The following is a 21,062-nucleotide window of genomic DNA, read 5'->3' on the forward strand; positions in this document are numbered from 1 at the left end:
CCTTTCCCGCCATACGCCCGCGCCGCGCCCGCCCGATGCCCCTGACGACCGAGCCGAACCACTACGCCATCCTCACCGCGATGCTGGCGCCCGCGTTTTTCCTGACCGCCACCGCCGGCCTGCTGACCTCGGCCAACGCGCGCCTGGCCCGGGTCATCGACCGCAGCCGCGCGCTGCTGCGCGAGCTGGAGGAAAGCGAGGACGCCGAAGACCGCGCGATCATCGAGCAGCGCATCCGCCTGCAGCGCACGCGCAGCCGGATGATCCTGCGCGCCAGCCAGCTGCTGTACGTGGCGATCAGCTGCTTCGTGGGCACCAGCCTGAGCGTGGCCGGCGATTCCTTCCTCGGCCACCGCGTGGCCCAGCTGCCCACGGTGCTGGCGGTGTTCGGCGTGCTGTCGATGCTGGCCGCCAGTGTGCTGCTCGCCAGCGAGGCCTCGCACGCCGTGGCCGCGGTCAACCACGAGATGGACGACGCCTACGTCAAGGCCAACCGCAGGAACCGGGCGCGGCAGGCGGATCGGTAGAGCGGCCGCCTACGGCAGCGGCGCGCGGCCGCGCTTGCGGCGGAAATAGTTGCTCAGCCGCGTGCCTGCCTCGTGCGCCAGCACGCCGCCGGAAACCGCCACGCGGTGGTTGTGGCGCGGATCCAGCAGCAGGTCGAACACGCTGCCGGCCGCGCCGGTCTTGGGATCGGCCGCGCCGTAGACCAGCCGCGCCACCCGCGCGTGCACCACCGCCATCGCGCACATGGCGCAGGGCTCCAGGGTGACGTAGAGCGTGGTGCCGAGCAGGCGGTGGTTGCCCAGGCGCCGCCCGGCCGCGCGCAAGGCCACGATCTCGGCATGCGCGCTGGGATCGGACTCGCCGATGTTGCGGTTCCAGCCCTCGCCCAGCACCTCGCCCGCGGCCGACACCAGCACCGCGCCGACCGGGATCTCGTCGTCCTCGCGCTCGGCGCGTTCGGCCAGCGCCAGCGCATGGCGCATCCAGCGTTCGTCGTCGTCGGCAGGTTCCGGAGGCGGGATCAAGCGCGCACGGCGAAAGACAGGCTCATGCGGCCATTCTAGCCCGTGCCCTCGCCCGCCTCCCAGGCGCCCGGCAAGGGCCCCGCCCCGCCGTGCGCCGGATCCGCCGCCGGCATCGGCACCGCTTCGATGCGGGCCAGGATCGCCGGCGTGGGCGGCTGCGTGCGCAGGTCGTAGTCCTGGCCCCGCGGGTAGGCGCCCACGACCAGGAAATCCGGCGAGGCCCGCACGCGCCGGTGACCGGTGCCGGCGGGCAGCACGAGCACGTCGCCCGCGCGCAGCGCCACGATTTCGCCGCCCGGCCCGCCGAGCTGCACGCGCGCCTCGCCGCCGGCCACGCCCAGGGCCTCGTGGGCAGTGGAATGGTAGTGGTGGTAGCCGAAGATGCCGTCGCGCCACCGCGGCGGCCAGGCGTTGGCGGCGAACAGGCGCTCGAACGCCGAAGCCGTGCCCTCGCGCCCGGCGCCGGCCAGGACGCGGCGATGGATCACCACCGGCAGGCGCGGATGGGTCATGCGCCCGCTGCCGGGTTCGAGCCGAAGGATGTCGGGAGATCGCATGGGCGTGCCTCGCGCAGATGCCTCGCGGCGATTCTGGCGGCGCCGGCATGAAGGCGCGGACACGTCCCCGCAGGCGGCCGGCAGGGACCTCGCGGGGGAGTACGATGTTCCGACCTTCCCACCTCTTCGGAGCCGGCCATGCGCGCCTTCCGTGTTCTTTCCTTCCTGTTCCTGGCGTGCCTGGCGCTGGGCCTGTCCGCCTGTTCGTCTTCCAAGCCGGAGGCGACGGTGGAGGCGTTCTACCGTGCCGCCGCCAAGGGCGACGTCGAGCGCGCCACCGCGCAGATCTCCTTCGCCGATGTCCCGGCCAACCAGATGGTGCAGGCCAAGGGCAAGGTGCAGATGATCGTCGGCGAGATGCAGAGCCGGGTCGAGGCCAACGACGGCCTGGACGCGATCGAGGTGGTCGAGTCCGAGATCGACGAGGCCGGCGACACCGCGCGCGTGCGTACCCGCCTGGTCTTCGGCAACGGCAAGGATACGAGCGAGACCCACCGGCTGGTCCGCGAGGACGGCGACTGGAAGATCGTCCTGCGGTGAGCGCGACGCGCCGCCTCGGGGCGTGGCTGGCGGCGCTGCTGCTCGCGCCGCTAGCCGCGCTTGCCGCGGCGGACCCGCTGCCGCCCGGCGCGCGGGCCGGCGACCTGATCTTCCGCGAGGGCACCGAGGCGGTCAGCGCCGCGGTGATCGCCGTGGACCGGTCGGGCTACAGCCACGTCGGCATGCTGCTGGGCGGCCCGGGCCGCTGGCAGGTCCTGCACGCCACGCCGTCCGAAGTCCCGGGACGGCCGGACGGGGTGGTGATCGATCCGCTCGCGTTCTTCCTCGACCCGCAGCGCGCCCGGCGCCACGTCGTCTACGCGGTGCGCGCCGATGAGGAGCAGCGCGCCCGCGCGCTGGCGCATGCGCGCGAGCGCGTCGGCCGCCGCTTCCGGCTGGCGGACCCGTCCGGCACCTACTGCACCGCGCTGGTCTGGGACGCGTGGCGGGCTGCCGGCGTCGATCTCGACGTGCGCTTCGTGCGCCTGGCGTTGCCGCTGATGCAGGGCGATTACCTGCTGCCGGGCGAGCTGATGGCGTCGCCCCGGCTGCGCCGCCTGCCGCTGCGCTGAGGCCGCGGTACGCGGCCGCTGTGCTACCATGCGCGTCCCCTTGGGGAGTAGCCTGCTTCCGGCTCTCGGAAGCGCCCGCGTCAACATGCTCGGCCTGTCCTGGCCGTGGCGCGGGCAACCAGTCCGGGTTGGCGAGACCAGCGGTTCGCGGATGCACGAGCGGTCGGGCGTGTCCGTGGCCGCGCCTGCGTCCGCCCGGCCGCCGATCCCTCCCCCATGCACCCATTCTCCATCCTGCTCATCGGCATCGCGATGTCGACGGACGCCTTCGCGGCCGCCATCGGCAAGGGCGCGGCGATGCGCAAGCCGCGCCTGCGCGATGCGCTGCGCGCCGGTCTCATCTTCGGCGTCATCGAAGCGCTGACCCCGGTCATCGGCTGGTGGCTCGGCCGCAGCGCGCTGCCGCTGGTCGATGCCTTCGACCACTGGATCGCCTTCGGCCTGCTGGTGCTGCTGGGCGGTCGCATGATCCACGCCGGCCTCGCCGGCGCCGACGAACACGAGGCCGAGGCCGATCCGGCCTCGCCGGGGCGCCGGCACGGTTTCTGGACGCTGGCCGCGACCGGCTTCGCCACCAGCATCGACGCGCTGGCGGTCGGCGTCGGCCTGGCCTTCCTCGACGTCAACATCGCCGTGGTGGCGACGATCATCGGCCTGTGCACGCTGGCGATGGTGACCGCGGGCGTGATGCTGGGCCGCGTGCTCGGCACGATCGTCGGCAAGCGGGCAGAGATCGTCGGCGGCGCGATCCTGATCCTGATCGGCGCCACCATCGTCTATGAACACGTCTACGGCGCGGCCGGCTGACGACCCCGGCGCGGGCGCCGGATCAGCGCAGCGTCGGCGTCCACTCGGCGCTGGTCAGGCGCCACTCGTCGCCTTCCAGCCGCCAGCCGCTGCGGACCTGGTACACCTGCGCGCGGTCGGGCAGCAGGCGCCCGCTGCCGCCGGTCGCGGCGGCGGCGAAGCGTACCGTCGCGTGCCCCTGCCCCATCTCGATCGTCAACGGCCCGGTCTCCAGCCCGATGCGGGCGTGCTGCAGGAAGTACAGGGCCGCGGTGCGCCGCGCGGCGTCGCGGTCCATGCCGCCCGGTCCGACGAAGTCGTCGGCCAGGTACGCCGAGAACGCGGCGGCGTCGCGCGCGGTCGCCGCCTCCTGCATCGCGTCCAGGGTCCGCCGCAGCGCCTGCTCGGGCGGCGTGCGCGCGCAGGCCGCCAGCAGCGCGCAAGCCGCCAGAATCACGGCGGCGCGGCGTCGGATGGTGCGTTGCAACGTCGTCTCTCCGTTCGCGACCCGTTCGCGGTGCATTCGCAGCATATCGGCGCCATCCGGCGCGCGCACGCTTTGCCAGCCCCCGGGAGCTGTGCGACGATCCCGTCCACGTGAGAGGGCGCGCGCGAGCGCAGACAGAAGGGAGAGATTCCGCATGAGCCACGACCGGCCCTGGCTGGCGCAGTACCCTGCCGGCGTACCCGCCGAGATCGACGTCGACGAGTTTCCCTCGATCCCCGCCGTGCTGCAGGGCGCGATCGAGAAGTTCCGCGACCGCGCCGCGTTCTCCAACATGGGCAAGGCGATCACCTATGCCGAGCTCGACGAGGCCAGCCGCCAGTTCGCCGCCTATCTGCTCGGCGAGCTGAAGCTCAAGAAGGGCGATCGCGTGGCGATCATGATGCCCAACTGCCTGCAGTACCCGATCGCCACCTTCGGCATCCTGCGCGCCGGGCTGGTGGTGGTGAATGTCAACCCGATGTACACGGTGCGCGAGTTCAAGCACCAGATGGCCGACTCCGGCACGACCGCGATCCTGGTGCTGGACAACTTCGCCCACACCGTGCAGAAGGCGCTGCCCGACACCGCCATCCGCCACGTGATCACCACCGGGCTCGGCGACCTGCTGGGCTTCCCCAAGGGCCCCATCGTGAACTTCGTGCTCAAGCACGTGAAGAAGATGGTGCCCGACTACGACATCCCGGGCGCGGTGCGCTTCCGCGACGCGCTCGCCGCCGGCCGCCGGCACCCGCTGCCGGAAGTCGCCATCGACGCCCAGGACATCGCCTTCCTGCAGTACACCGGCGGCACCACCGGCGTGGCCAAGGGCGCGATCCTGACCCACCGCAACCTGGTGGCGAACATGCAGCAGGCCTCGGCCTGGATCGGCCAGGTCGTCAGGCCGGGCGAGGAAACCATCGTCACCGCGCTGCCGCTCTATCACATCTTCGCGTTGACGGCCAACGGCCTGGTCTTCATGAAGCTCGGCGGCAAGAACCTGCTGATCACCAACCCGCGCGACATGCCCGGCTTCGTCAAGGAGCTCAATCGCGAGCGCTTCACCGCGATCACCGGCGTCAACACGCTGTTCAACGGCCTGCTCAACACGCCCGGCTTCGACCGGGTGGACTTCTCCTCGCTGCGCCTGACCCTGGGCGGCGGCATGGCCGTGCAGCGGGCGGTGGCCGAGCGCTGGAAGCAGGTCACCGGCTGCACCCTGATCGAGGCGTACGGCCTGACCGAGACCTCGCCGGCGGCCTGCATCAACCCGATGACCCTGGCCGAGTACAACGGCTCGATCGGCTTGCCGATCCCCTCCACCGACGCCTGCATCAAGAGCGAGGACGGCCGCATGCTGCCCGTGGGCGAGGTCGGCGAACTCTGCATCAAGGGACCGCAAGTCATGCCCGGCTACTGGCAGAGGCCCGAGGAGACCGCCAAGGCGATCGACGCCGAGGGCTGGCTGCACACCGGCGACATGGCCAGGATGGACGAGCAGGGCTTCTTCTACGTCGTCGACCGCAAGAAGGACATGATCCTGGTGTCCGGCTTCAACGTGTACCCCAACGAGGTCGAGGACGTCATCGCGATGATGCCCGGGGTGCTCGAGGTCGCCGCGGTCGGCGTGCCCGACGAGAAGTCCGGCGAAGTGGTGAAGGTGTTCATCGTCAAGAAGGATCCCTCGCTCACCGAGGCCCAGGTCAAGGCCTATGCGCGCGAGAACCTCACCGGCTACAAGCAGCCTCGCCACGTGGAGTTCCGCAAGGAACTGCCCAAGACCAACGTCGGCAAGATCCTGCGCCGCGAGCTGAAGGAAGAGGCCCGGGCGTCGTCTCCCGGTTGACCGCCGCGGCTTCGCCGAGTCGGAAAAAGGCCCCGCGCGCGGGGCCTTTTTCGTGGCCGTTGCGCGCTTTCGCGGCCGACGCGGTCGGCTCTTGCGCCAGGTGTAGCATCGTGCGGGCAGCGCGGCCCGCCCCCGCCTGCGGTCCGTCTCCAGGGCGGCACCCAGCCGAGAACAACCCATGAACAACGTCGAGAAGCTTCACCGCCCGCGTACCTACTCCACCCTCCGAATCGAATCGGACGCTTCCGATACCGTGCACTGGATGTTCATGCATGCAGGATTGCAGCCCGGCGAGCGCCCCTGCTTCCGGCCGGCGCTGATGGCCGACATGTGGGGCTTCCTCAGCGCGATCACGCTGCGCGAAGGCCAGCGCGTGCCGGGGCGCTTGCGCCACGTCGTGCTGGCGTCCGACAGCGACGCCTTCAATCTCGGAGGCGATCTGGAGCTGTTTTCCCGCCTGATCCGCAGCGCCGATCGCCAGAGCCTGCTCGACTACGCCCGCAAGTGCGTGGAAGGCGTGCACCACATCAACAACGGTCTCGGCGGCGACGTGCGCACCATCGCCCTGGTGCAGGGCGACGCGCTCGGCGGCGGCTTCGAGCTCGCGCTCTCCTGCCAGACCATCGTGGCCGAGGAAGACGTCGGCATGGGCCTGCCCGAGGTGCTGTTCGGCCTGTTCCCGGGCATGGGCGCGTACTCCTTCCTGTGCAAGCGCGTCTCGGCCAAGCTCGCCGAGCAGATCATCCTGGACGGCCGCATCTACAGCAGCCAGGAACTGCACGCCATGGGCATCGTCGACGTGCTGGTGCCCCGCGGCCAGGGGATCGCCACGGTCGAAGAACTGGTGCGCAAGCAGCAGCGCGCCGCGTTCGCGCACATCGCGCTCAACAGCGTGCGCGCGGTGGCGCAGCCGGTCAGCTACGAGGAGCTGATGCGGATCGCCGAGATCTGGGTCGATACCGCGCTGGCGCTGGGCGATCGGTCGCTGCGCACGATGGACCGCATCGTCCGCGCGCAGACCCGGCGCGTCGAGGCGACCAGGGCCCGCGCCGGCACCTGAGGCGACGGGCTCACGAGTCGCGCGCGGCGCTCGCGTGGCCGCGCGCGACCAACAGGCCCCGCCCGCCGGCGAGGTGGCCGCGCAGCGCCTCCAGCCGCCGCGGCCATTCCCGCCGCAGCTGCCATCCGGCGGTCTTCATCACGTCGCCGGAGGCCGCCGCCAATGCGCTCAGGCCCAGGTTGCTGGCCACGCCCTTGAGCGCGTGCGCATGGTCGCGCACCGCATCCCAGTCTTCCTCGCGCGCGGCGCGTTCGAGCCGGTCGAGCGAGGCATCGGCGTCCTCGAGGCACTGGCCGACGAACTTCTCGAGGAACCGCTCGCCCATGTCCAGACCGGCGAGTTCCTCGAGCACGGATTCGTCGAATGCGCCGGACTCCGGCCCATCGCCTTCCGCGACCGGCGGATCGAAGCCGCTGCCCTGCTTCGCGGCGGTGCCGCGCGCGCCCGCGGCGGCGATCTCGGCGAGCAGGTCGAGCAGCTTCGTGGCGACTACCGGCTTGGCGAGGAAGGCGTAGGCGCCGGCGCGTTCGCAGTTCCTGATCGATTCCGGGGTGACGTCCGCGCTCAGCACGATCACCGGCGTCTTCGGCGCGCCCGCCTGCAGGACCCGGAACTCGTTGAGCAGGTCGAGCCCGCTGACCCCCGGCATGTGCAGGTCCACCACGATCGCGTCGTAGTCGCGTAGCGCCACCGCCTCGAGCACTTCCTCGCCGCCGGCGACGCTGGAGACCACGTGTCCGGCCTTCTGCAGCAGGCGCTCGAGCACCATCCGGTTGGCGGCGTGATCGTCGGCGATCAGCACGTGCATGGATCTGACCCGCGCCCGATGGCGCAGGAACGCATCGCCGAACGCGATCACGTTCTCGCCCGTGGCGGCGCCTTCGGCGCCGCTGCGGCCTGCCGGCGCAGCCCCGGGCACGGCGGCCACGGCCGCGAACGGCAGCTCGACCCAGAAGCGGCTGCCGAACCGCTCCCGGCTTTCGAAGCCGATGCTGCCGCCCATCGCCTCGGCCAGCCGCTTGGCGATGCTGGTGCCGAGCCCGGTGCCGCCGAAGCCCCTCGCCAGCGTCGTGTCCACCTGCTCGAACGCCTCGAACAGGCGTTCGCGCGCGGACTCGGGGATGCCGATGCCGGTATCGGCGACCAGGAACTTCAGCCGCACCAGCGATCCCTCGCCTCCGACCGCTTCCACGCTCAGCCGGACGGAGCCTTCGTGGGTGAACTTGACCGCATTGCTGACCAGGTTGAGGAGGATCTGCCGCAGGTGCGCGGCGTCGCCGTTCACCCACTCCGGGACGTCGTCGGCGACCTCGGAACGGTAGTCGAGCCGCTTCTCCCGCGCGGCCGGCTGCAGGATCAGGTCGATGCTGCGGATCAGCTCCCGGACCGAGAACACGCTGTCCACCAGCTTGACCTTCCCCGCCTCGATCGCGGAGATGTCGAGCACGTCCTCCACCAGCGCCAGCAGGTTGCTGGTGGAGGCGCGGATCGTGGCCAGGTACTCGCGCTGCTCGGCGTCCAGGCGGGTGGTGGCCAGCAGTTCCGACACGCCCGCCAGCCCGTTCAACGGGGTGCGGAACTCGTGGCTCATGTTGGCGAGGAAGCGCGACTTGGCCTCGTTGGCGCGCATCGCCTCGCGCGTGGCCAGGGTCAGATCGCGCAGCAGCTTGGCCAGGTACAGCGGCACCGCGACCAGCCCCACCAGCAGGCCGATGGTCAGCGAGAGATTGTGGTGCCAGTAGACGTTCAGCGTCGCCGCGCTGCCGAAGCTCAGCAGTGCCAGGATCATGGCGGCGTACAGGTACCGGTTGCCGTAGCGCAGGCCGTTGCCGACCGTGACCCACTGGATCAGCACGTACACCCAGGCCAGCGGGCCGCCCATGACCGCCATCGCCGCGCCCATCAGGCCGTAGTCCGAGAGCATGCCGACGATGCGGCGGAGGTCGGAACGGCCGGGGCGGATCAGGATCGCGCACAGCAGCGCCACGCCGACCGCGAAGCCGATCGCCACCATCGCCATCACCGGGCCGTATGCGGGCGGCCTGGAACCGACGAAATCGCTCCAGAGCAGGAACACCAGCACGACCGACAGCAGCCCCAGCCGCACCAGCGCCTGGGCATGCTCCGTATCCGGCCTCTGCGACAGGCGCGATACGACCCATTTCAGGGGTGGGATCACCGCCGGAACCTACTGCAGATCGGGGCGCGGGCGCGACTTGCCGAAACGGCGCACCACCTCGTCGAGGTGGTCGGTATGGCGCAGCAGCGCATCGACGCAGCGCGGGTCGAACAGCACGCCGCGGTTCTCGCGCAGGTAGTCGATCGCCTCGGTCAGCGACCACGCGCGCTTGTACGGGCGTTCGGAGATCAGGGCGTCGAAGACGTCGGCCACCGCGACGATCCTCGCCTCCAGCGGGATCGACTCGCCCGACAGGCCGTCGGGATAGCCGCTGCCGTTCCAGCGTTCCTGGTGGCGCAGCGCGATCTTGGCGCTGAGCTGGATGAAGCGGTTCTGGCTGCCCGAGAGCAGGTCGTAGCCGATCTGCGGATGCTGGCGCATGAGCGCGGTCTCCTCCGGGGTCAGCGGACCGGGCTTCATCAGCAGCGCGTCGGGAATGGCGATCTTGCCGATGTCGTGCAGCGGCGCGGCCAGCTCGATCATCCGCACCTCGTCCTCGAACAGGCCGAGCTCCTCGGCGATGAGTCCGGACAGGTGCGCGACCCGTTCGAGATTGGCGCTGGTGCCGGCGTCGCGGTAGGCGATGGCGCGCGCCAGCCGGGTCAGGGTCTCGCGCTCGCGCTCCTCCACCTCGTGCATGCTCGACAGCAGCCGCTGTTCCAGCGAGAGCGCGCGTTGCTTCACCGATTCCGAATGCTGCCGCAGCTGCAGCAGGTTGCGGCAACGCGCGCGCAGTTCGCGCGGGCGCACCGGCTTGACCAGGAAGTCGATCACGCCGGCATCGAGCGCCGCCTGCCGGATCGGCTCGTCGCCGACCACGGTCACCAGCACGATGGGCACGTCGCGGTGCAGCAACGGCTTGCGGAAGCGGCGGGCGAATTCGAGGCCGTCGATGCCCGGCATGCGGTAGTCGAGCAGCAGCAGATCGGGCCGGTTCTCCTGGCACCAGCGCAACGCGGCTTCGGGATCGCCGAAGTCCAGCACCTCCAGCTCGGGACCGATGTCCTCCAGGATGTGGCGCAGCATGGTGCGGGCGGACGTCTGGTCGTCGACGATGACGATGTTCACCGGGAACTCCTCGAAGACACGATCCGGACGCCGCGGCCCATGGTCGCCGCGACCGTGCTCGCAGGCAAGTCCCCCCGCCCCCGCTTTCCCGGCCCTCAGCCGCCGTCGCCGGCTTCGGGGCGCATGTACGGAAACAGCAGCACGTCGCGGATCGAGGTGGCCCCGGTCAGCAGCATGACCAGGCGGTCGATGCCGATGCCCAGGCCGCCGGTCGGGGCCATCCCGTACTCGAGCGCACGGATGTAGTCGGCGTCGTAGTGCATCGCCTCGTCGTCGCCGCCGGCCTTGGCCTCGACCTGGGCGCGGAAGCGCGCGGCCTGGTCCTCCGGGTCGTTCAACTCGGAGAAGCCGTTGGCGATCTCCTTGCCGTTGACGAACAGCTCGAAGCGGTCGGTGTAGCCGGGCTCGCAATCGCTGGCGCGCGCCAGCGGCGAGACCTCGACCGGGTGGGCGGTGACGAAGGTCGGCTGCACCAGGGTGTGCTCGACGGTCGCCTCGAAGATCTCCAGCAGCAGCTTGCCCCAGCCGTAGGACGGCTTGACCTTGATCTTCAGCCGCTCGCAGTGCCACGCCAGGGCGTCGCGGTCGGTGCAGTCGGCGACGGAGATTTCCGGGTTGTGGTGGCGCACCGCCTCGTCCATGCGCCAGCGCCGGAACTTCGGGCCGAGGTCGATCTTCGCGCCGTCCCACTCGACCTCGGTGGTGCCCAGCACCGTCCGCGCGGTGTCGCGGATCACGTTCTCGGTCAGGTCCATCACCTCGTGGTACGTGGCGTAGGCCTCGTACAGCTCGAGCATGGTGAATTCCGGGTTGTGCCGGGTCGAGACGCCTTCGTTGCGGAAGTTGCGGTTGATCTCGTACACGCGCTCCAGCCCGCCGACCACCAGCCGCTTGAGGTAGAGCTCCGGCGCCACGCGCAGGTACAGCTGCAGGTCCAGCGCGTTGTGGTGGGTGACGAAGGGACGCGCGGTAGCGCCGCCGGGGATGTAGTGCATCATCGGCGTCTCGACCTCGAGGAAGCCGCGCGCGTCGAGCCAGGCGCGGATGGCGCGGATGATCTTCGAGCGCTTGACGAAGACCTCGCGCGCCTCCGGGGTCACGATCAGGTCGACGTAGCGGTGGCGGTAGCGTTGCTCGACGTCGGCCAGGCCGTGCCACTTGTCGGGCAGCGGCCGCAGCGACTTGGTCAGCAGCCGCAGCGCGGTGGCCTTGACCGACAGCTCGCCGGTGCGGGTGCGGGTGAGTTCGCCTTCGACGCCGACGATGTCGCCCACGTCCCAGCCCTTGAAGGCCGCGTAGGCGTCGCCCAGCGCGTTGGCCTGCAGGAACAGCTGGATGCGCCCCGACTCGTCCTGGATCTGGGCGAAGCTGGCCTTGCCCATGACCCGCTTGGCCATCAGCCGCCCGGCGACCGCGACGCGCCGGTCGAGCCCCTCCAGCGCCTCGGCGGTCCAGCGCTCGGCATCGGCGAACTCGGCCTGCAGTTCGCCCGCGAACTGCTCGCGCCGGAAGTCGTTGGGGAACGCGATGCCCTGCTCGCGCAGCGCCTTGAGCTTGCCGCGACGCTCGGCGATCAGGCTGTTCTCGTCGTGCGGCGGCGTGTCGGGCGTGGATTCGGTCATGGGTCGGATTTCGGGAAGGCGGGATTCGGCCGCGCATCGGCGCGGAGCGACACGGATTGAACGACGAACGAAGCCGATGCCCGGCGAACGCGCCCCTCGCCGGGGCGCGGACCGCGCGGTCCGCGGCTCAGCGCATCATGCGGCGTCCGTGCGTTTGGCGCCGACCTGCAGGCCCGCCTTCAGGCTGGCCTCGACGAACTCGTCGAGATCGCCGTCGAGCACCTTCTGGGTATCGCTGCGCTCGATGCCGGTGCGCAGGTCCTTGATCCGCGACTGGTCGAGCACGTAGTTGCGGATCTGGCTGCCCCAGCCGATGTCGGACTTGGTGGCCTCCACCGCGTCGCGCTCGGCGTTGCGCTTCTGGATCTCCAGCTCGTACAGCTTGGCCGCCAGCATCTTCATCGCGCGGTCGCGGTTGGCGTGCTGGCTGCGCTCGGTCTGGCAGGCCACCACGATGCCGGTGGGCACGTGGGTGATGCGCACCGCCGACTCGGTCTTGTTGACGTGCTGGCCGCCGGCGCCGGAGGAGCGGTAGACGTCGGTCTTGAGGTCGGCCGGATTGATGTCGATGTCGATGTCGTCGTCCACTTCCGGCGAGACGAACACCGAGGTGAAGCTGGTGTGGCGCCGGTTGTCGGAATCGAACGGCGACTTGCGCACCAGCCGGTGCACGCCGGTCTCGGTCTTCAGCCAGCCGTAGGCGAAGTCGCCCTCGACGCGGAAGGTCGCCGACTTGATGCCCGCGACCTCGCCGCCGGAGACCTCCAGCAGCTCGGTCTTCCAGCCGCGGCTCTCGGCCCAGCGCAGGTACATGCGCAGCAGCATCTCGGCCCAGTCCTGCGCCTCGGTGCCGCCGGCGCCGGCCTGGATATCGACGAACGCGTTCGCGGCATCCATCTCGCCGGAGAACATGCGCTGGAATTCCAGCTTGTCCACGCCCGTGGCGTAGCGCTCCACGTCCTCGACCACCGCGCGCGCGGTGTCCTCGTCGCCCTCGGCCTCGGCCAGGTCCAGCAGCTCGCCGGCGCCGCGCAGGCCCTCGAGCAGGTCGCGGATGCCGTTGACGGTCTTGTCCAGCAGGGAGCGTTCCCGGCCCAGCGCCTGCGCGCGATCGGGCTCGTTCCAGACGCTGGGATCTTCCAGCTCCCGCTCTACTTCCTCCAGGCGCTCGCGCTTGGCATCGTAGTCAAAGAAACCCCCTCAGCGCTTCCAGCCGGCCCTGCAGGTCGGCGATGCGCTGGCGGACGGGATTGAGTTCGATCATCGGTGACGGTCGCCGTCGGTGTTGGGCCGCGCATTCTAGCAACCGCACCGGCCGCGGCCCAGCGCGACGGGGCGCGGTCCGGCCGCCGGGGCCGGACCTGCGCGAACGCGCCCGCGCTCAGCGGCGACGGATCACGATGCGATAGGGGCCGCTCTGCGGGCCCACCGCGGAACTGGCCTCGACGACATAGGTGCCGGCCGGCAGGTTCTGCTCGATGCGCGCGTTGAGCGAGCCGCCGCTGTCGTCGTCGGAGGCCACCTCCTCGTCGCCGCGCTTCAGCCGCAGATAGCTGTCGATCTCGCCGGAGGTCATCTCGACGATGTAGTCGCCGGCGCGGCGCACGTCCACGGTGTAGCGATCGGTCAGCCCCTCGACCAGATGCGCGTCGCGCGCCTCGCCCACGGTCAGGCTGCCGCCGCCCGCGCCCTGCGGCACCGGGGCCAGCGTGTAGTCGAGGGTGAACAGGCCGGCGGTGGAGGCGTTGCCGGCGGTGGAGGCTTCCACCGTGTAGCTGCCCGGCTCCAGGATCGCGGTGATCCGGGCGTTCAGCCCGTCGCCGGAGTCGTCGTCGGACAGCGACACGCCCTGGCCGTTGAGGCGCAGGTAGGAATCGATCTCGTCGCTGCGCATCTGCAGCGTGACCAGCTGCCGGCTCGGCACCTCGATCCGGAAGGTCTGCGCGCGGCCCTGGTAGAGCGCCGAGCCCTGGCGCCCGGCGACCAGCGCGCTGCCCTCGGCGAGCAGCGAGCCCTCCGGCACCGTGCGCTCCTCGACGGTCAGGCTGTATTGGCCATCGATGTTGCCGCCGTAGCCGTCGGCGACGAGGGTGTAGCGACCGGGCTCCAGGCGCGCGGTGATCAGCGAGTTGCTGGAACCGCCGGCGTCGTCGTTCTCGAGCGAGAGGCCGTTGCCCTCCAGCTTGAGCAGGGTGTCGAACTCGTCGGAGGCCATGCGGATCGCGTACAGGCCCGCCTGCTCGATCTGCAGCGGGATGCGGCGGGCGCTGTCGGCCCAGTCGGTGATCGAGGCGCCGGCCCTCAGCGTGCTGCCGTCGTAGACCTCGAGCGCGGTGGCCTTGACCGTGAACGGACCGTAGGACGAGGCGTCCTGCCCGCTGACCGCGAGCGTGTAGCGCGCGGTGCTGGGCGCGCGCACGGTCAGCGAGGCGCGTTCCTGGCCCTCGGGCGAGCTGCGGACCAGATCGCCGTCGCGAAACAGCGCCAGGTGCGCGCGCAGCGCGCCCTCGACGCTGAAGTTCACGCCCTGCCCTTCCTGCAGGTCGATCCGGTAGAGCTTGCTGCGCGTGCCGTCGCGGTGGTTCACCGCATCGGCGCTGGTGATCTCGCCGCGCACCTGCTGGCCGACCGTCAGCGCGGCCGGCGCTTGCGCGCTGGCCGTGTTGGCCGCACCGGCGGCCAGGCAGGCGGCCAGCGCCACTGCCATCAATCCCTTCTGGATGCCCATTTCGTTCTCCGTTGGCGGAGCCGCGGCAGGATGGCGCGCGACCTTAACAGGGGGATTCTAACGCCCCCGCCTCCCCGGCGACAGCGCGACGCGGTCGGCGACCGGATTCGCCGCGCGTGTGATCCGGTCGTGTCCTTAAGGGGCGGCGTCCTCGCGGTAGTCCACCACCAGCTGCACCGCGTCGCCGCCACGGTAGTCGTCGGGCGCCAGCCGGTAGGCCAGCCGGACCCGGCCCGGCGGCGCGCGGCCGGCCCAGCCGCCGAAGTGGATCGCGTCCACCGGCTCGCGCCGGCCGTCCACCCGCAGCCGCATGCGCAGGTGGCGCTGGCCGACCTGGCGCGCGTCGAGCAGCGCGAACTCGCCGTCGAACACCGGCTCCGGGAAGCCCTGCCCCCACGGCCCGCCGTCGCGCAGCGCCTCGGCATGGCGGCGGTCGAACTCGTGCGGCTCGAGGGCGCCGTCGCTGTCGATCACCGCCTGCAGCAGATCGGGGCCGAGCGCGCGCTCGGCCTGGCCGCAGAACGCGGCCTCGAAGGCGCCGAAGGCATCGCGGTGCAGGGTCAGCCCGGCGGCCATGGCATGGCCGCCGAAGCGCTCGATCAGGCCGGGTTGCGCGGCGTGTACCGCGGCCAGCGCGTCGCGCACGTGATAGCCGGGAATCGAGCGCGCCGAGCCGCGCAGCAGGCCGGCGCCGGGCTCGGCCGGGGCGAACGCGACCACCGGGCGGTGCAGGCGCTCCTTGAGCTTGGAGGCCACCAGCCCGACCACGCCCGGGTGCCAGTCCGGATCGAACAGGCAGACCGCCGCGGGCGCTTCGCCCGAGAACGCCAGCGGCCGCGCCGCCAGCGCCGCTTCCGCGGCGTCCACCATGGTCTGCTGCACGTCGCGGCGCTCGGCGTTGATGCGGTCGAGCAGCCGCGCCAGTTCCAGCGCGCGCGCCGGCTCGTCGCACAGCAGGCACTCGATGCCGATCGCCATGTCCTCCAGGCGCCCGGCGGCGTTGAGGCGCGGGCCGATGGCGTAGGCGATGTCGGTCGCGGTCAGCCGCGCGGCGTCGCGCCCGCAGACCTCGATCAGCGCGCGCAGTCCCGCGCAGCCCTGGCCGGCGCGCAACCGCTGCAGGCCGGCCCCGACCAGCGCGCGGTTACCGGCGTCCAGCGCCACCAGGTCGGCGACGGTGCCCACCGCCACCAGGTCCAGCAGCGTGCGCAGGTCGGGCACCTCGCGGCCATCGAAGGCGCCGCGCGCGCGCAGCACCCCGCGCAGCGCCAGCAGCACGTAGAAGATCACCCCCACCCCGGCCAGGCTCTTGCCGGAGAAGGCGTCGCCGGGCAGGTTCGGATCGACGATCGCATCGGCCGGCGGCAGCGTCGGCCCGGGCAGGTGGTGATCGGTGACCAGCACCTGCCAGCCGCGCGCCTTGGCCGCGCGCACGCCCTCGTGGCAGGCGATGCCGTGGTCCACGGTGACCAGCAACTGCGGACCCAGCGCGGCCAGTTCGTCCACCAGCGCCGGCGACAGCCCGTAGCCGTGGGCGATGCGGTTGGGGACGGCGTGGACCACGTCGCGCGCGCCCAGCATGCGCAACCCGCGCACCGCGACCGCGCAGGCGGTGGCGCCGTCGCAATCGAAGTCGCCCACCACCAGGATGCGGCCGCCGCCGGCGATGGCGTCGGCCAGCAGGCGGGCGGCGTCGGCGATGCCGGTGAGCGTATCCGGCGGCGGCAACTGCGCCAGGCGCGGACGCGCCTGCGCGGGATCGCGCACGCCGCGCGCGGCGTAGACGCGCCGCAGCAGCGGCAGCACGTCGGCGGGCCAGTGGCCGGTATCGCCGGCCGGGCGCCGGCGGATCTTCCGGCGCGGGCTCACGGATCAAGGCCGGGCCGCGGGCGCCGCCACACCCGCCAGCGCTGCCGCGCGGCGAGCGCGAAGCCGCGGCCGTCGGCCAGGTCCAGCCGGAGCGCGGCCAGGCCGCCGCCGCGCAGCGCGTCGAGCGCCGGCTGCAGCCAGTCGCCGGCGAGCGTGCGCAGATCGCGTTCGGTACGCAGGTCGACCAGGGTGTCGGCCTCCACGGCGGCCAGCGCCGGCGGCGGCGCGGACGCCTGCGCACCGCCGGCGCGGGCGATGGCCGCCAGCGCCCGGTCGCGGGTCAGCACGCGCGCGGACAGGCTGCGCACGCGCTCGGGCAGCGCGCCGCCGCCCCAGAACCACAGCGAGTTCACCGGCGGCAGGCCGCGCGCGGCGCGTTCGGCGTTGCGCGGGTGATGGTGCAGCAGGATCTGCGCCTCGTTGAGCAGGGCGCGCCAGCGCCGGCTCTCGGGGCCGGCGTCGGGCAGGTGCTCGAAGACGTCCGCGCCCAGCGCCTCGTCGGGCGCGGCGAACGCCGGCGGCCGCGCGCCGGGCGCCAGCCGCAGGTACCAGCGCCCGGGCGCCGGCGCGTCGATCGGCGCGCCGGCATCGCCGAACAGCGGCTTCAGCGGCCGCAGCAGGTCGTCGGCCTCCTCGGCCGCGAGCTGCAGCGCCTCGCCGCTGGCCAGCAGCCGCGCGCCGTTGAGGTCGGGCCGGATCCAGGCCGGGTCGGCGCGCAGCCAGGTCGCGCCCGCGGCGTCGCCGGCGTCCTCCTGCCGGGTCAGCGCCGCCACCGGCCAGCCGTGCGGCAGCACCTCGATGTGGCGCCGCAACTGCGCCGGCTCGCCGGGCTCGGCATCGGGCAGGCGGTCGGCGCGGCCCAGCGCGGCGGCCAGGGGCGCCGGCAGCCGCTGCGCGCCGAAGGCCTCGCCGGCGGGCAGCAGCAGGGTCAACCGCGGTGGGGGCATCGCGGGCGTCGGCTGCGGGAGGCGGGCATGCGGCTCGCGCGGTCAGCCGTAGGCGACCGAGACGATGTCGTACTCGTGGGTGCCGCCGGGCGCCTCGATGGTCACGCTGTCGCCCTCGTGCTTGCCGATCAGCGCGCGCGCCACCGGCGAGGAGATCGCGATCAGGCCCTGCTTGATGTCGGCCTCCAGGTCGCCGACGATCTGGTAGCGGGTGACCTCGCCGCTCTCCACGTCCTCCAGCTCCACGCGCGCGCCGAAGACGATCTTCGAGCCCGCGTTCAGCGTGGAGACGTCGATGATCTGCGCATGCGACAGCTCGCCCTCGAGCTGCTTGATGCGGCCCTCGATGAAGCCCTGCTGCTCGCGCGCGGCGTGGTACTCCGCGTTCTCCTTCAGGTCGCCGTGGGCGCGCGCCTCGGCGATCGCGTTGATCACCGCGGGGCGCTTCACCGACTTCAGTTCTTCCAGCTCGGCGCGCAAGCGCTGCGCGCCCTGGACGGTGAGGGGGGCTCTCATGGCGTCTTCAGTTCCTCGTGCAGTTCCTGCAGCGACCACACCGGGCCGCTGCCGCGATAGTCCAGAGAATGCAGCAAGGCCCGGGCGCCGGCAATCGTGGTCGAATAGGTCACCCGGTGCTGCAGGGCCTCGCGGCGGATCGAGAACGAATCCGAGATCGCCTGCTTGCCCTCGGTGGTGTTCACGATGTAGGCGATCTCGCCGTTCTTGATCAGATCGACCACGTGCGGGCGGCCCTCGGTCACCTTGTTGATGCGCTCGCAGGCGATCCCGTGCGCGTCCAGCCAGGCCGCGGTGCCCTGGGTGGCGACGATCGCGTAGCCGCGCCGCACCAGTTCCTGCGCCACCGGCAGCACGCGCGCCTTGTCGGGGTCGCGCACCGAGACGAACACCTTGCCCTCGCCCGGCGGCGCCTTGATGCTGGCCGCTTCCTGCGCGCGCGCGAACGCCGCGCCGAAGCTGCGGCCCACGCCCATCACCTCGCCGGTGGAGCGCATCTCCGGGCCGAGGATCGGGTCCACGCCCTGGAACTTGGCGAACGGGAAGATCGCTTCCTTCACCGAGAAGTACGCCGGCACCACCTCGGCGGTCGCGCCCTGCTCGGCCAGGGTGCGACCGGCCATGCAGCGCGCGGCGATCTTGGCCAGCGGCCGGCCGATCGCCTTGGACACGAACGGCACCGTGCGCGAGGCGCGCGGGTTGACCTCCAGCAGGAAGATCCGCTCCTCGCCGTCCTCGCCGGTCTGCACCGCGAACTGGGTGTTCATCAGGCCCACCACGTCGAGCGCGCGCGCCAGCGCGACCACCTGCTCGCGCAGGCGCGCCTGGGTCTTCGCCGACAGCGAGTACGGCGGCAGCGAGCAGGACGAATCGCCCGAGTGCACGCCGGCCTCCTCGATGTGCTCCATCACGCCGCCGATCAGCACCTGGCCCTCGCGGTCGGCGATGACGTCGATGTCCACCTCGACGGCGTTGTCGAGGAAGCGGTCGAGCAGCACCGGCGAGTCGTTGGAGACCTTGACCGCCTCGCGCATGTAGCGCGCCAGATCGGCATCGGCGTGCACCACCTCCATCGCGCGGCCGCCGAGCACGTAGCTGGGGCGCACCACCAGCGGATAGCCGATCTCGCGCGCCAGCGCCAGCGCCTGCTCCGGGTTGCGGGCGGTGCGGTTGGGCGGCTGCTGCAGGCCGAGCTTCTCGACCAGCTGCTGGAAGCGCTCGCGGTCCTCGGCCAGGTCGATGGAATCGGGCGAAGTGCCGATGATCGGCACCCCGTTGGCCTCCAGCGCGCGCGCCAGCTTCAGCGGCGTCTGCCCGCCGTACTGCACGATCACGCCCTTCGGCTTCTCCAGCTCGACGATCTCCAGCACGTCCTCGAGCGTCAGCGGCTCGAAGTACAGGCGGTCGGAGGTGTCGTAGTCGGTGGAGACCGTCTCCGGGTTGCAGTTGACCATGATGGTCTCGAACCCGTCCTCGCGCAGCGCCAGCGCGGCATGCACGCAGCAGTAGTCGAACTCGATGCCCTGCCCGATCCGGTTCGGCCCGCCGCCGAGCACCATGATCTTCTCGCGATCGCTCGGCGCCGCTTCGCACTCGTCCTCGTAGGTCGAATACAGGTAGGCCGTGTCGGTGGCGAACTCGGCCGCGCAGGAGTCCACGCGCTTGTAGACCGGGCGCACGCCGAACGCCCGGCGCAGCGCGCGCACGGCCTGTTCGTCGGTGCCCAGCAGCTGGGCCAGGCGCGCATCGGAAAAGCCCATGCGCTTGAGCGCGCGCAGGCGCGGCGCATCGAGCGCGTCGATGCCGTCGGCGGCGACCTCGCGCTCGGTGGCCACGATCTCCTCGATCTGGTCGAGGAACCAGCGATCGACGAACGAGAGCGAATACACCTCCTCCACGTCCAGGCCGGCGCGGAAGGCGTCGGCGAGGTGGAACAGCCGCTCCGGGCCGGGCTCGCGCAGCTCGCGGCGCAGGGTGGTCAGGTCGGTGGCGTCGCCCAGGTCCAGGCCGGTCGGGTCGAAGCCGACCTTGCCGGTCTCCAGCCCGCGCAGCGCCTTCTGCACCGATTCCTGGAAGGTGCGGCCCATCGCCATCACCTCGCCGACCGACTTCATCTGCGTGGTCAGCCGCGCATCGGCCTGCGGGAACTTCTCGAACGCGAAGCGCGGGATCTTGGTGACCACGTAGTCGATCGAGGGCTCGAACGAGGCCGGGGTCTTGCCGCCGGTGATCTCGTTTCTCAGCTCGTCGAGGGTGTAGCCGACCGCCAGCTTGGCCGCGACCTTGGCGATCGGGAAGCCGGTGGCCTTCGAGGCCAGCGCCGAGGAGCGCGACACCCGCGGGTTCATCTCGATCACGACGACGCGGCCGGTCTCCGGGTTGATGCCGAACTGCACGTTCGAGCCGCCGGTGTCCACGCCGATCTTGCGCAACACCGCGATCGAGGCGTTGCGCAGGCGCTGGTACTCCTTGTCGGTGAGCGTCTGCGCCGGGGCGACGGTGATCGAGTCGCCGGTGTGCACGCCCATCGGATCGAGGTTCTCGATCGAGCAGACGATGATGCAGTTGTCCGCGGTGTCGCGGACCACCTCCATCTCGAACTCCTTCCAGCCCAGCACCGACTCCTCGACCAGCACCTCGCCCACCGGCGACAGCTCCAGGCCGCGCTTGACGATCTCCTCGAACTCCTCGCGGTTGTAGGCGATGCCGCCGCCGGAGCCGCCGAGGGTGAAGCTGGGGCGGATGATGGTCGGGTAGCCGACCCGGGCCTGGATCTCCACCGCCTGCTCGAACGAGCGCGCGACCTCGGCCTTCGGGCACTCCAGCCCGATCTCCTGCATCGCCACCCGGAACAGCTCGCGGTCCTCGGCCATGCGGATGGCCTCGCGCTTGGCGCCGATCAGCTCGACGCCGTACTTCTCGAGCACGCCGTGATCGGCCAGGTCGAGCGCGCAGTTGAGCGCGGTCTGCCCGCCCATCGTCGGCAGCAGCGCGTCGGGCTTCTCCTTGGCGATGATCTTCTCGACCGTCTGCCAGTTGATCGGCTCGATGTAGACCGCATCGGCGGTCTCCGGGTCGGTCATGATCGTGGCCGGGTTGGAATTGACCAGCACCACGCGGAAGCCTTCCTCGCGCAGCGCCTTGCACGCCTGCGCGCCGGAGTAGTCGAACTCGCAGGCCTGGCCGATGACGATCGGGCCGGCGCCGATGATGAGGATGGTCTGGATGTCGGTGCGCTTGGGCATGAGCAGGGGCCA

18 protein-coding genes and 1 riboswitch are annotated in these 21,062 nt (G+C 71.5%); of the genes, 6 read left to right on the forward strand and 12 right to left on the reverse strand.

Annotated features, from left to right (window positions below; genetic code table 11):
- Nucleotides 1–35: 35 nt before the first annotated feature.
- A complete protein-coding gene (locus Z164_RS0108875; protein WP_024890353.1) occupies nucleotides 36–527 on the forward strand; it encodes a DUF2721 domain-containing protein in 492 nt (163 codons plus the stop codon).
- A gap of 9 nt (nucleotides 528–536) precedes the next feature.
- Here Z164_RS0108875 and tadA read toward each other — a convergent pair whose 3' ends face one another.
- Together tadA and Z164_RS0108885 are read right to left on the reverse strand one after the other, a co-directional pair.
- On the reverse strand, nucleotides 537–1,031 hold the full coding sequence (gene tadA, locus Z164_RS0108880; RefSeq protein WP_024890354.1) for a tRNA adenosine(34) deaminase TadA: 495 nt from the start codon (nucleotides 1,029–1,031) through the stop codon (nucleotides 537–539).
- Between the two features lie 35 nt (nucleotides 1,032–1,066).
- Nucleotides 1,067–1,588: a hypothetical protein gene (locus tag Z164_RS0108885; RefSeq protein ID WP_024890355.1), complete on the reverse strand. Its 522-nt coding sequence runs from the start codon at nucleotides 1,586–1,588 to the stop codon at nucleotides 1,067–1,069.
- 138 nt (nucleotides 1,589–1,726) lie between these two features.
- Here Z164_RS0108885 and Z164_RS0108890 point away from each other — a divergent pair, with 138 nt between their 5' ends.
- The 3 genes from Z164_RS0108890 (at nucleotide 1,727) to Z164_RS0108900 (ending at nucleotide 3,507) form a co-directional block, all read left to right on the forward strand.
- Complete coding sequence (locus Z164_RS0108890) at nucleotides 1,727–2,128, forward strand: DUF4878 domain-containing protein (RefSeq protein ID WP_024890356.1); 402 nt, start codon at nucleotides 1,727–1,729, stop codon at nucleotides 2,126–2,128.
- On the forward strand, nucleotides 2,125–2,700 hold the full coding sequence (locus Z164_RS0108895; RefSeq protein WP_024890357.1) for a YiiX/YebB-like N1pC/P60 family cysteine hydrolase: 576 nt from the start codon (nucleotides 2,125–2,127) through the stop codon (nucleotides 2,698–2,700). The genes Z164_RS0108890 and Z164_RS0108895 overlap by 4 nt, the downstream gene beginning before the upstream one ends.
- 36 nt (nucleotides 2,701–2,736) lie before the next feature.
- Nucleotides 2,737–2,830: riboswitch (yybP-ykoY riboswitch) on the forward strand.
- Nucleotides 2,831–2,916: 86 nt separating this feature from the next.
- The gene (locus Z164_RS0108900) at nucleotides 2,917–3,507 is read left to right on the forward strand and encodes a manganese efflux pump MntP (RefSeq protein ID WP_024890358.1); all 591 of its coding nucleotides are present in this window, start codon (nucleotides 2,917–2,919) and stop codon (nucleotides 3,505–3,507) included.
- Nucleotides 3,508–3,529: 22 nt separating this feature from the next.
- Here Z164_RS0108900 and Z164_RS0108905 read toward each other — a convergent pair whose 3' ends face one another.
- Complete coding sequence (locus tag Z164_RS0108905; RefSeq protein ID WP_024890359.1) at nucleotides 3,530–3,973, reverse strand: DUF4440 domain-containing protein; 444 nt, start codon at nucleotides 3,971–3,973, stop codon at nucleotides 3,530–3,532.
- Nucleotides 3,974–4,127: 154 nt separating this feature from the next.
- Between Z164_RS0108905 and Z164_RS0108910 the strand changes: the two genes are divergently transcribed.
- The gene (locus Z164_RS0108910) at nucleotides 4,128–5,816 is read left to right on the forward strand and encodes a long-chain fatty acid--CoA ligase (RefSeq protein ID WP_024890360.1); all 1,689 of its coding nucleotides are present in this window, start codon (nucleotides 4,128–4,130) and stop codon (nucleotides 5,814–5,816) included.
- A 178-nt stretch (nucleotides 5,817–5,994) separates the two neighbouring features.
- On the forward strand, nucleotides 5,995–6,876 hold the full coding sequence (locus Z164_RS0108915) for a crotonase/enoyl-CoA hydratase family protein (RefSeq protein WP_024890361.1): 882 nt from the start codon (nucleotides 5,995–5,997) through the stop codon (nucleotides 6,874–6,876).
- 10 nt (nucleotides 6,877–6,886) lie between these two features.
- Here the strand turns inward: Z164_RS0108915 and Z164_RS0108920 are convergent, their stop codons facing one another.
- From Z164_RS0108920 to carB, 9 genes are all read right to left on the reverse strand, one after another.
- The gene (locus tag Z164_RS0108920) at nucleotides 6,887–9,055 is read right to left on the reverse strand and encodes an ATP-binding protein (RefSeq protein WP_024890362.1); all 2,169 of its coding nucleotides are present in this window, start codon (nucleotides 9,053–9,055) and stop codon (nucleotides 6,887–6,889) included.
- 9 nt (nucleotides 9,056–9,064) lie between these two features.
- Nucleotides 9,065–10,123 (reverse strand): response regulator, encoded by a 1,059-nt coding sequence (locus Z164_RS0108925; RefSeq protein ID WP_024890363.1) that lies wholly within the window; start codon nucleotides 10,121–10,123, stop codon nucleotides 9,065–9,067.
- 95 nt (nucleotides 10,124–10,218) lie between these two features.
- On the reverse strand, nucleotides 10,219–11,745 hold the full coding sequence (gene lysS / locus Z164_RS0108930) for a lysine--tRNA ligase (protein WP_024890364.1): 1,527 nt from the start codon (nucleotides 11,743–11,745) through the stop codon (nucleotides 10,219–10,221).
- 135 nt (nucleotides 11,746–11,880) lie between these two features.
- Nucleotides 11,881–13,009 (reverse strand): peptide chain release factor 2 gene (prfB, locus tag Z164_RS0108935; protein ID WP_152540898.1). Its coding sequence is split into 2 segments (ribosomal slippage): nucleotides 11,881–12,933 and nucleotides 12,935–13,009, totalling 1,128 coding nucleotides; the frame shifts between segments, so codons are not numbered across the junction.
- A 117-nt stretch (nucleotides 13,010–13,126) separates the two neighbouring features.
- On the reverse strand, nucleotides 13,127–14,473 hold the full coding sequence (locus tag Z164_RS0108940) for a pre-peptidase C-terminal domain-containing protein (RefSeq protein WP_152540899.1): 1,347 nt from the start codon (nucleotides 14,471–14,473) through the stop codon (nucleotides 13,127–13,129).
- 135 nt (nucleotides 14,474–14,608) lie between these two features.
- On the reverse strand, nucleotides 14,609–16,342 hold the full coding sequence (gene recJ / locus Z164_RS0108945) for a single-stranded-DNA-specific exonuclease RecJ (RefSeq protein ID WP_024890367.1): 1,734 nt from the start codon (nucleotides 16,340–16,342) through the stop codon (nucleotides 14,609–14,611).
- Nucleotides 16,339–17,289: a hypothetical protein gene (locus Z164_RS0108950; protein ID WP_043689642.1), complete on the reverse strand. Its 951-nt coding sequence runs from the start codon at nucleotides 17,287–17,289 to the stop codon at nucleotides 16,339–16,341. Before Z164_RS0108950 ends, recJ begins: the two co-directional genes overlap by 4 nt.
- A gap of 42 nt (nucleotides 17,290–17,331) precedes the next feature.
- Entirely contained in the window at nucleotides 17,332–17,805 is a 474-nt protein-coding gene (greA, locus tag Z164_RS0108955) for a transcription elongation factor GreA (RefSeq protein WP_024890369.1), read from the reverse strand.
- Entirely contained in the window at nucleotides 17,802–21,050 is a 3,249-nt protein-coding gene (gene carB, locus Z164_RS0108960; RefSeq protein WP_024890370.1) for a carbamoyl-phosphate synthase large subunit, read from the reverse strand. Before carB ends, greA begins: the two co-directional genes overlap by 4 nt.
- Nucleotides 21,051–21,062: the final 12 nt, after the last annotated feature.

Origin of the sequence: Luteimonas huabeiensis HB2, from assembly GCF_000559025.1 — a bacterium.
GTDB lineage: Bacteria > Pseudomonadota > Gammaproteobacteria > Xanthomonadales > Xanthomonadaceae > Luteimonas > Luteimonas huabeiensis.

Excerpts from the sequence above, each read along its gene's own strand:
- Z164_RS0108900 (WP_024890358.1), top strand. The coding sequence starts at position 2,917 with ATGCACCCATTCTCCATCCTGCTCATCGGCATCGCGATGTCGACGGAC.
- Z164_RS0108950 (WP_043689642.1), bottom strand. The coding sequence starts at position 17,289 with ATGCCCCCACCGCGGTTGACCCTGCTGCTGCCCGCCGGCGAGGCCTTC.
- Z164_RS0108875 (WP_024890353.1), top strand. The coding sequence starts at position 36 with ATGCCCCTGACGACCGAGCCGAACCACTACGCCATCCTCACCGCGATG.
- Z164_RS0108890 (WP_024890356.1), top strand. The coding sequence starts at position 1,727 with ATGCGCGCCTTCCGTGTTCTTTCCTTCCTGTTCCTGGCGTGCCTGGCG.
- Z164_RS0108910 (WP_024890360.1), top strand. The coding sequence starts at position 4,128 with ATGAGCCACGACCGGCCCTGGCTGGCGCAGTACCCTGCCGGCGTACCC.
- Z164_RS0108885 (WP_024890355.1), bottom strand. The coding sequence starts at position 1,588 with ATGCGATCTCCCGACATCCTTCGGCTCGAACCCGGCAGCGGGCGCATG.
- Z164_RS0108915 (WP_024890361.1), top strand. The coding sequence starts at position 5,995 with ATGAACAACGTCGAGAAGCTTCACCGCCCGCGTACCTACTCCACCCTC.
- carB (WP_024890370.1), bottom strand. The coding sequence starts at position 21,050 with ATGCCCAAGCGCACCGACATCCAGACCATCCTCATCATCGGCGCCGGC.
- Z164_RS0108940 (WP_152540899.1), bottom strand. The coding sequence starts at position 14,473 with ATGGGCATCCAGAAGGGATTGATGGCAGTGGCGCTGGCCGCCTGCCTG.
- lysS (WP_024890364.1), bottom strand. The coding sequence starts at position 11,745 with ATGACCGAATCCACGCCCGACACGCCGCCGCACGACGAGAACAGCCTG.
- greA (WP_024890369.1), bottom strand. The coding sequence starts at position 17,805 with ATGAGAGCCCCCCTCACCGTCCAGGGCGCGCAGCGCTTGCGCGCCGAG.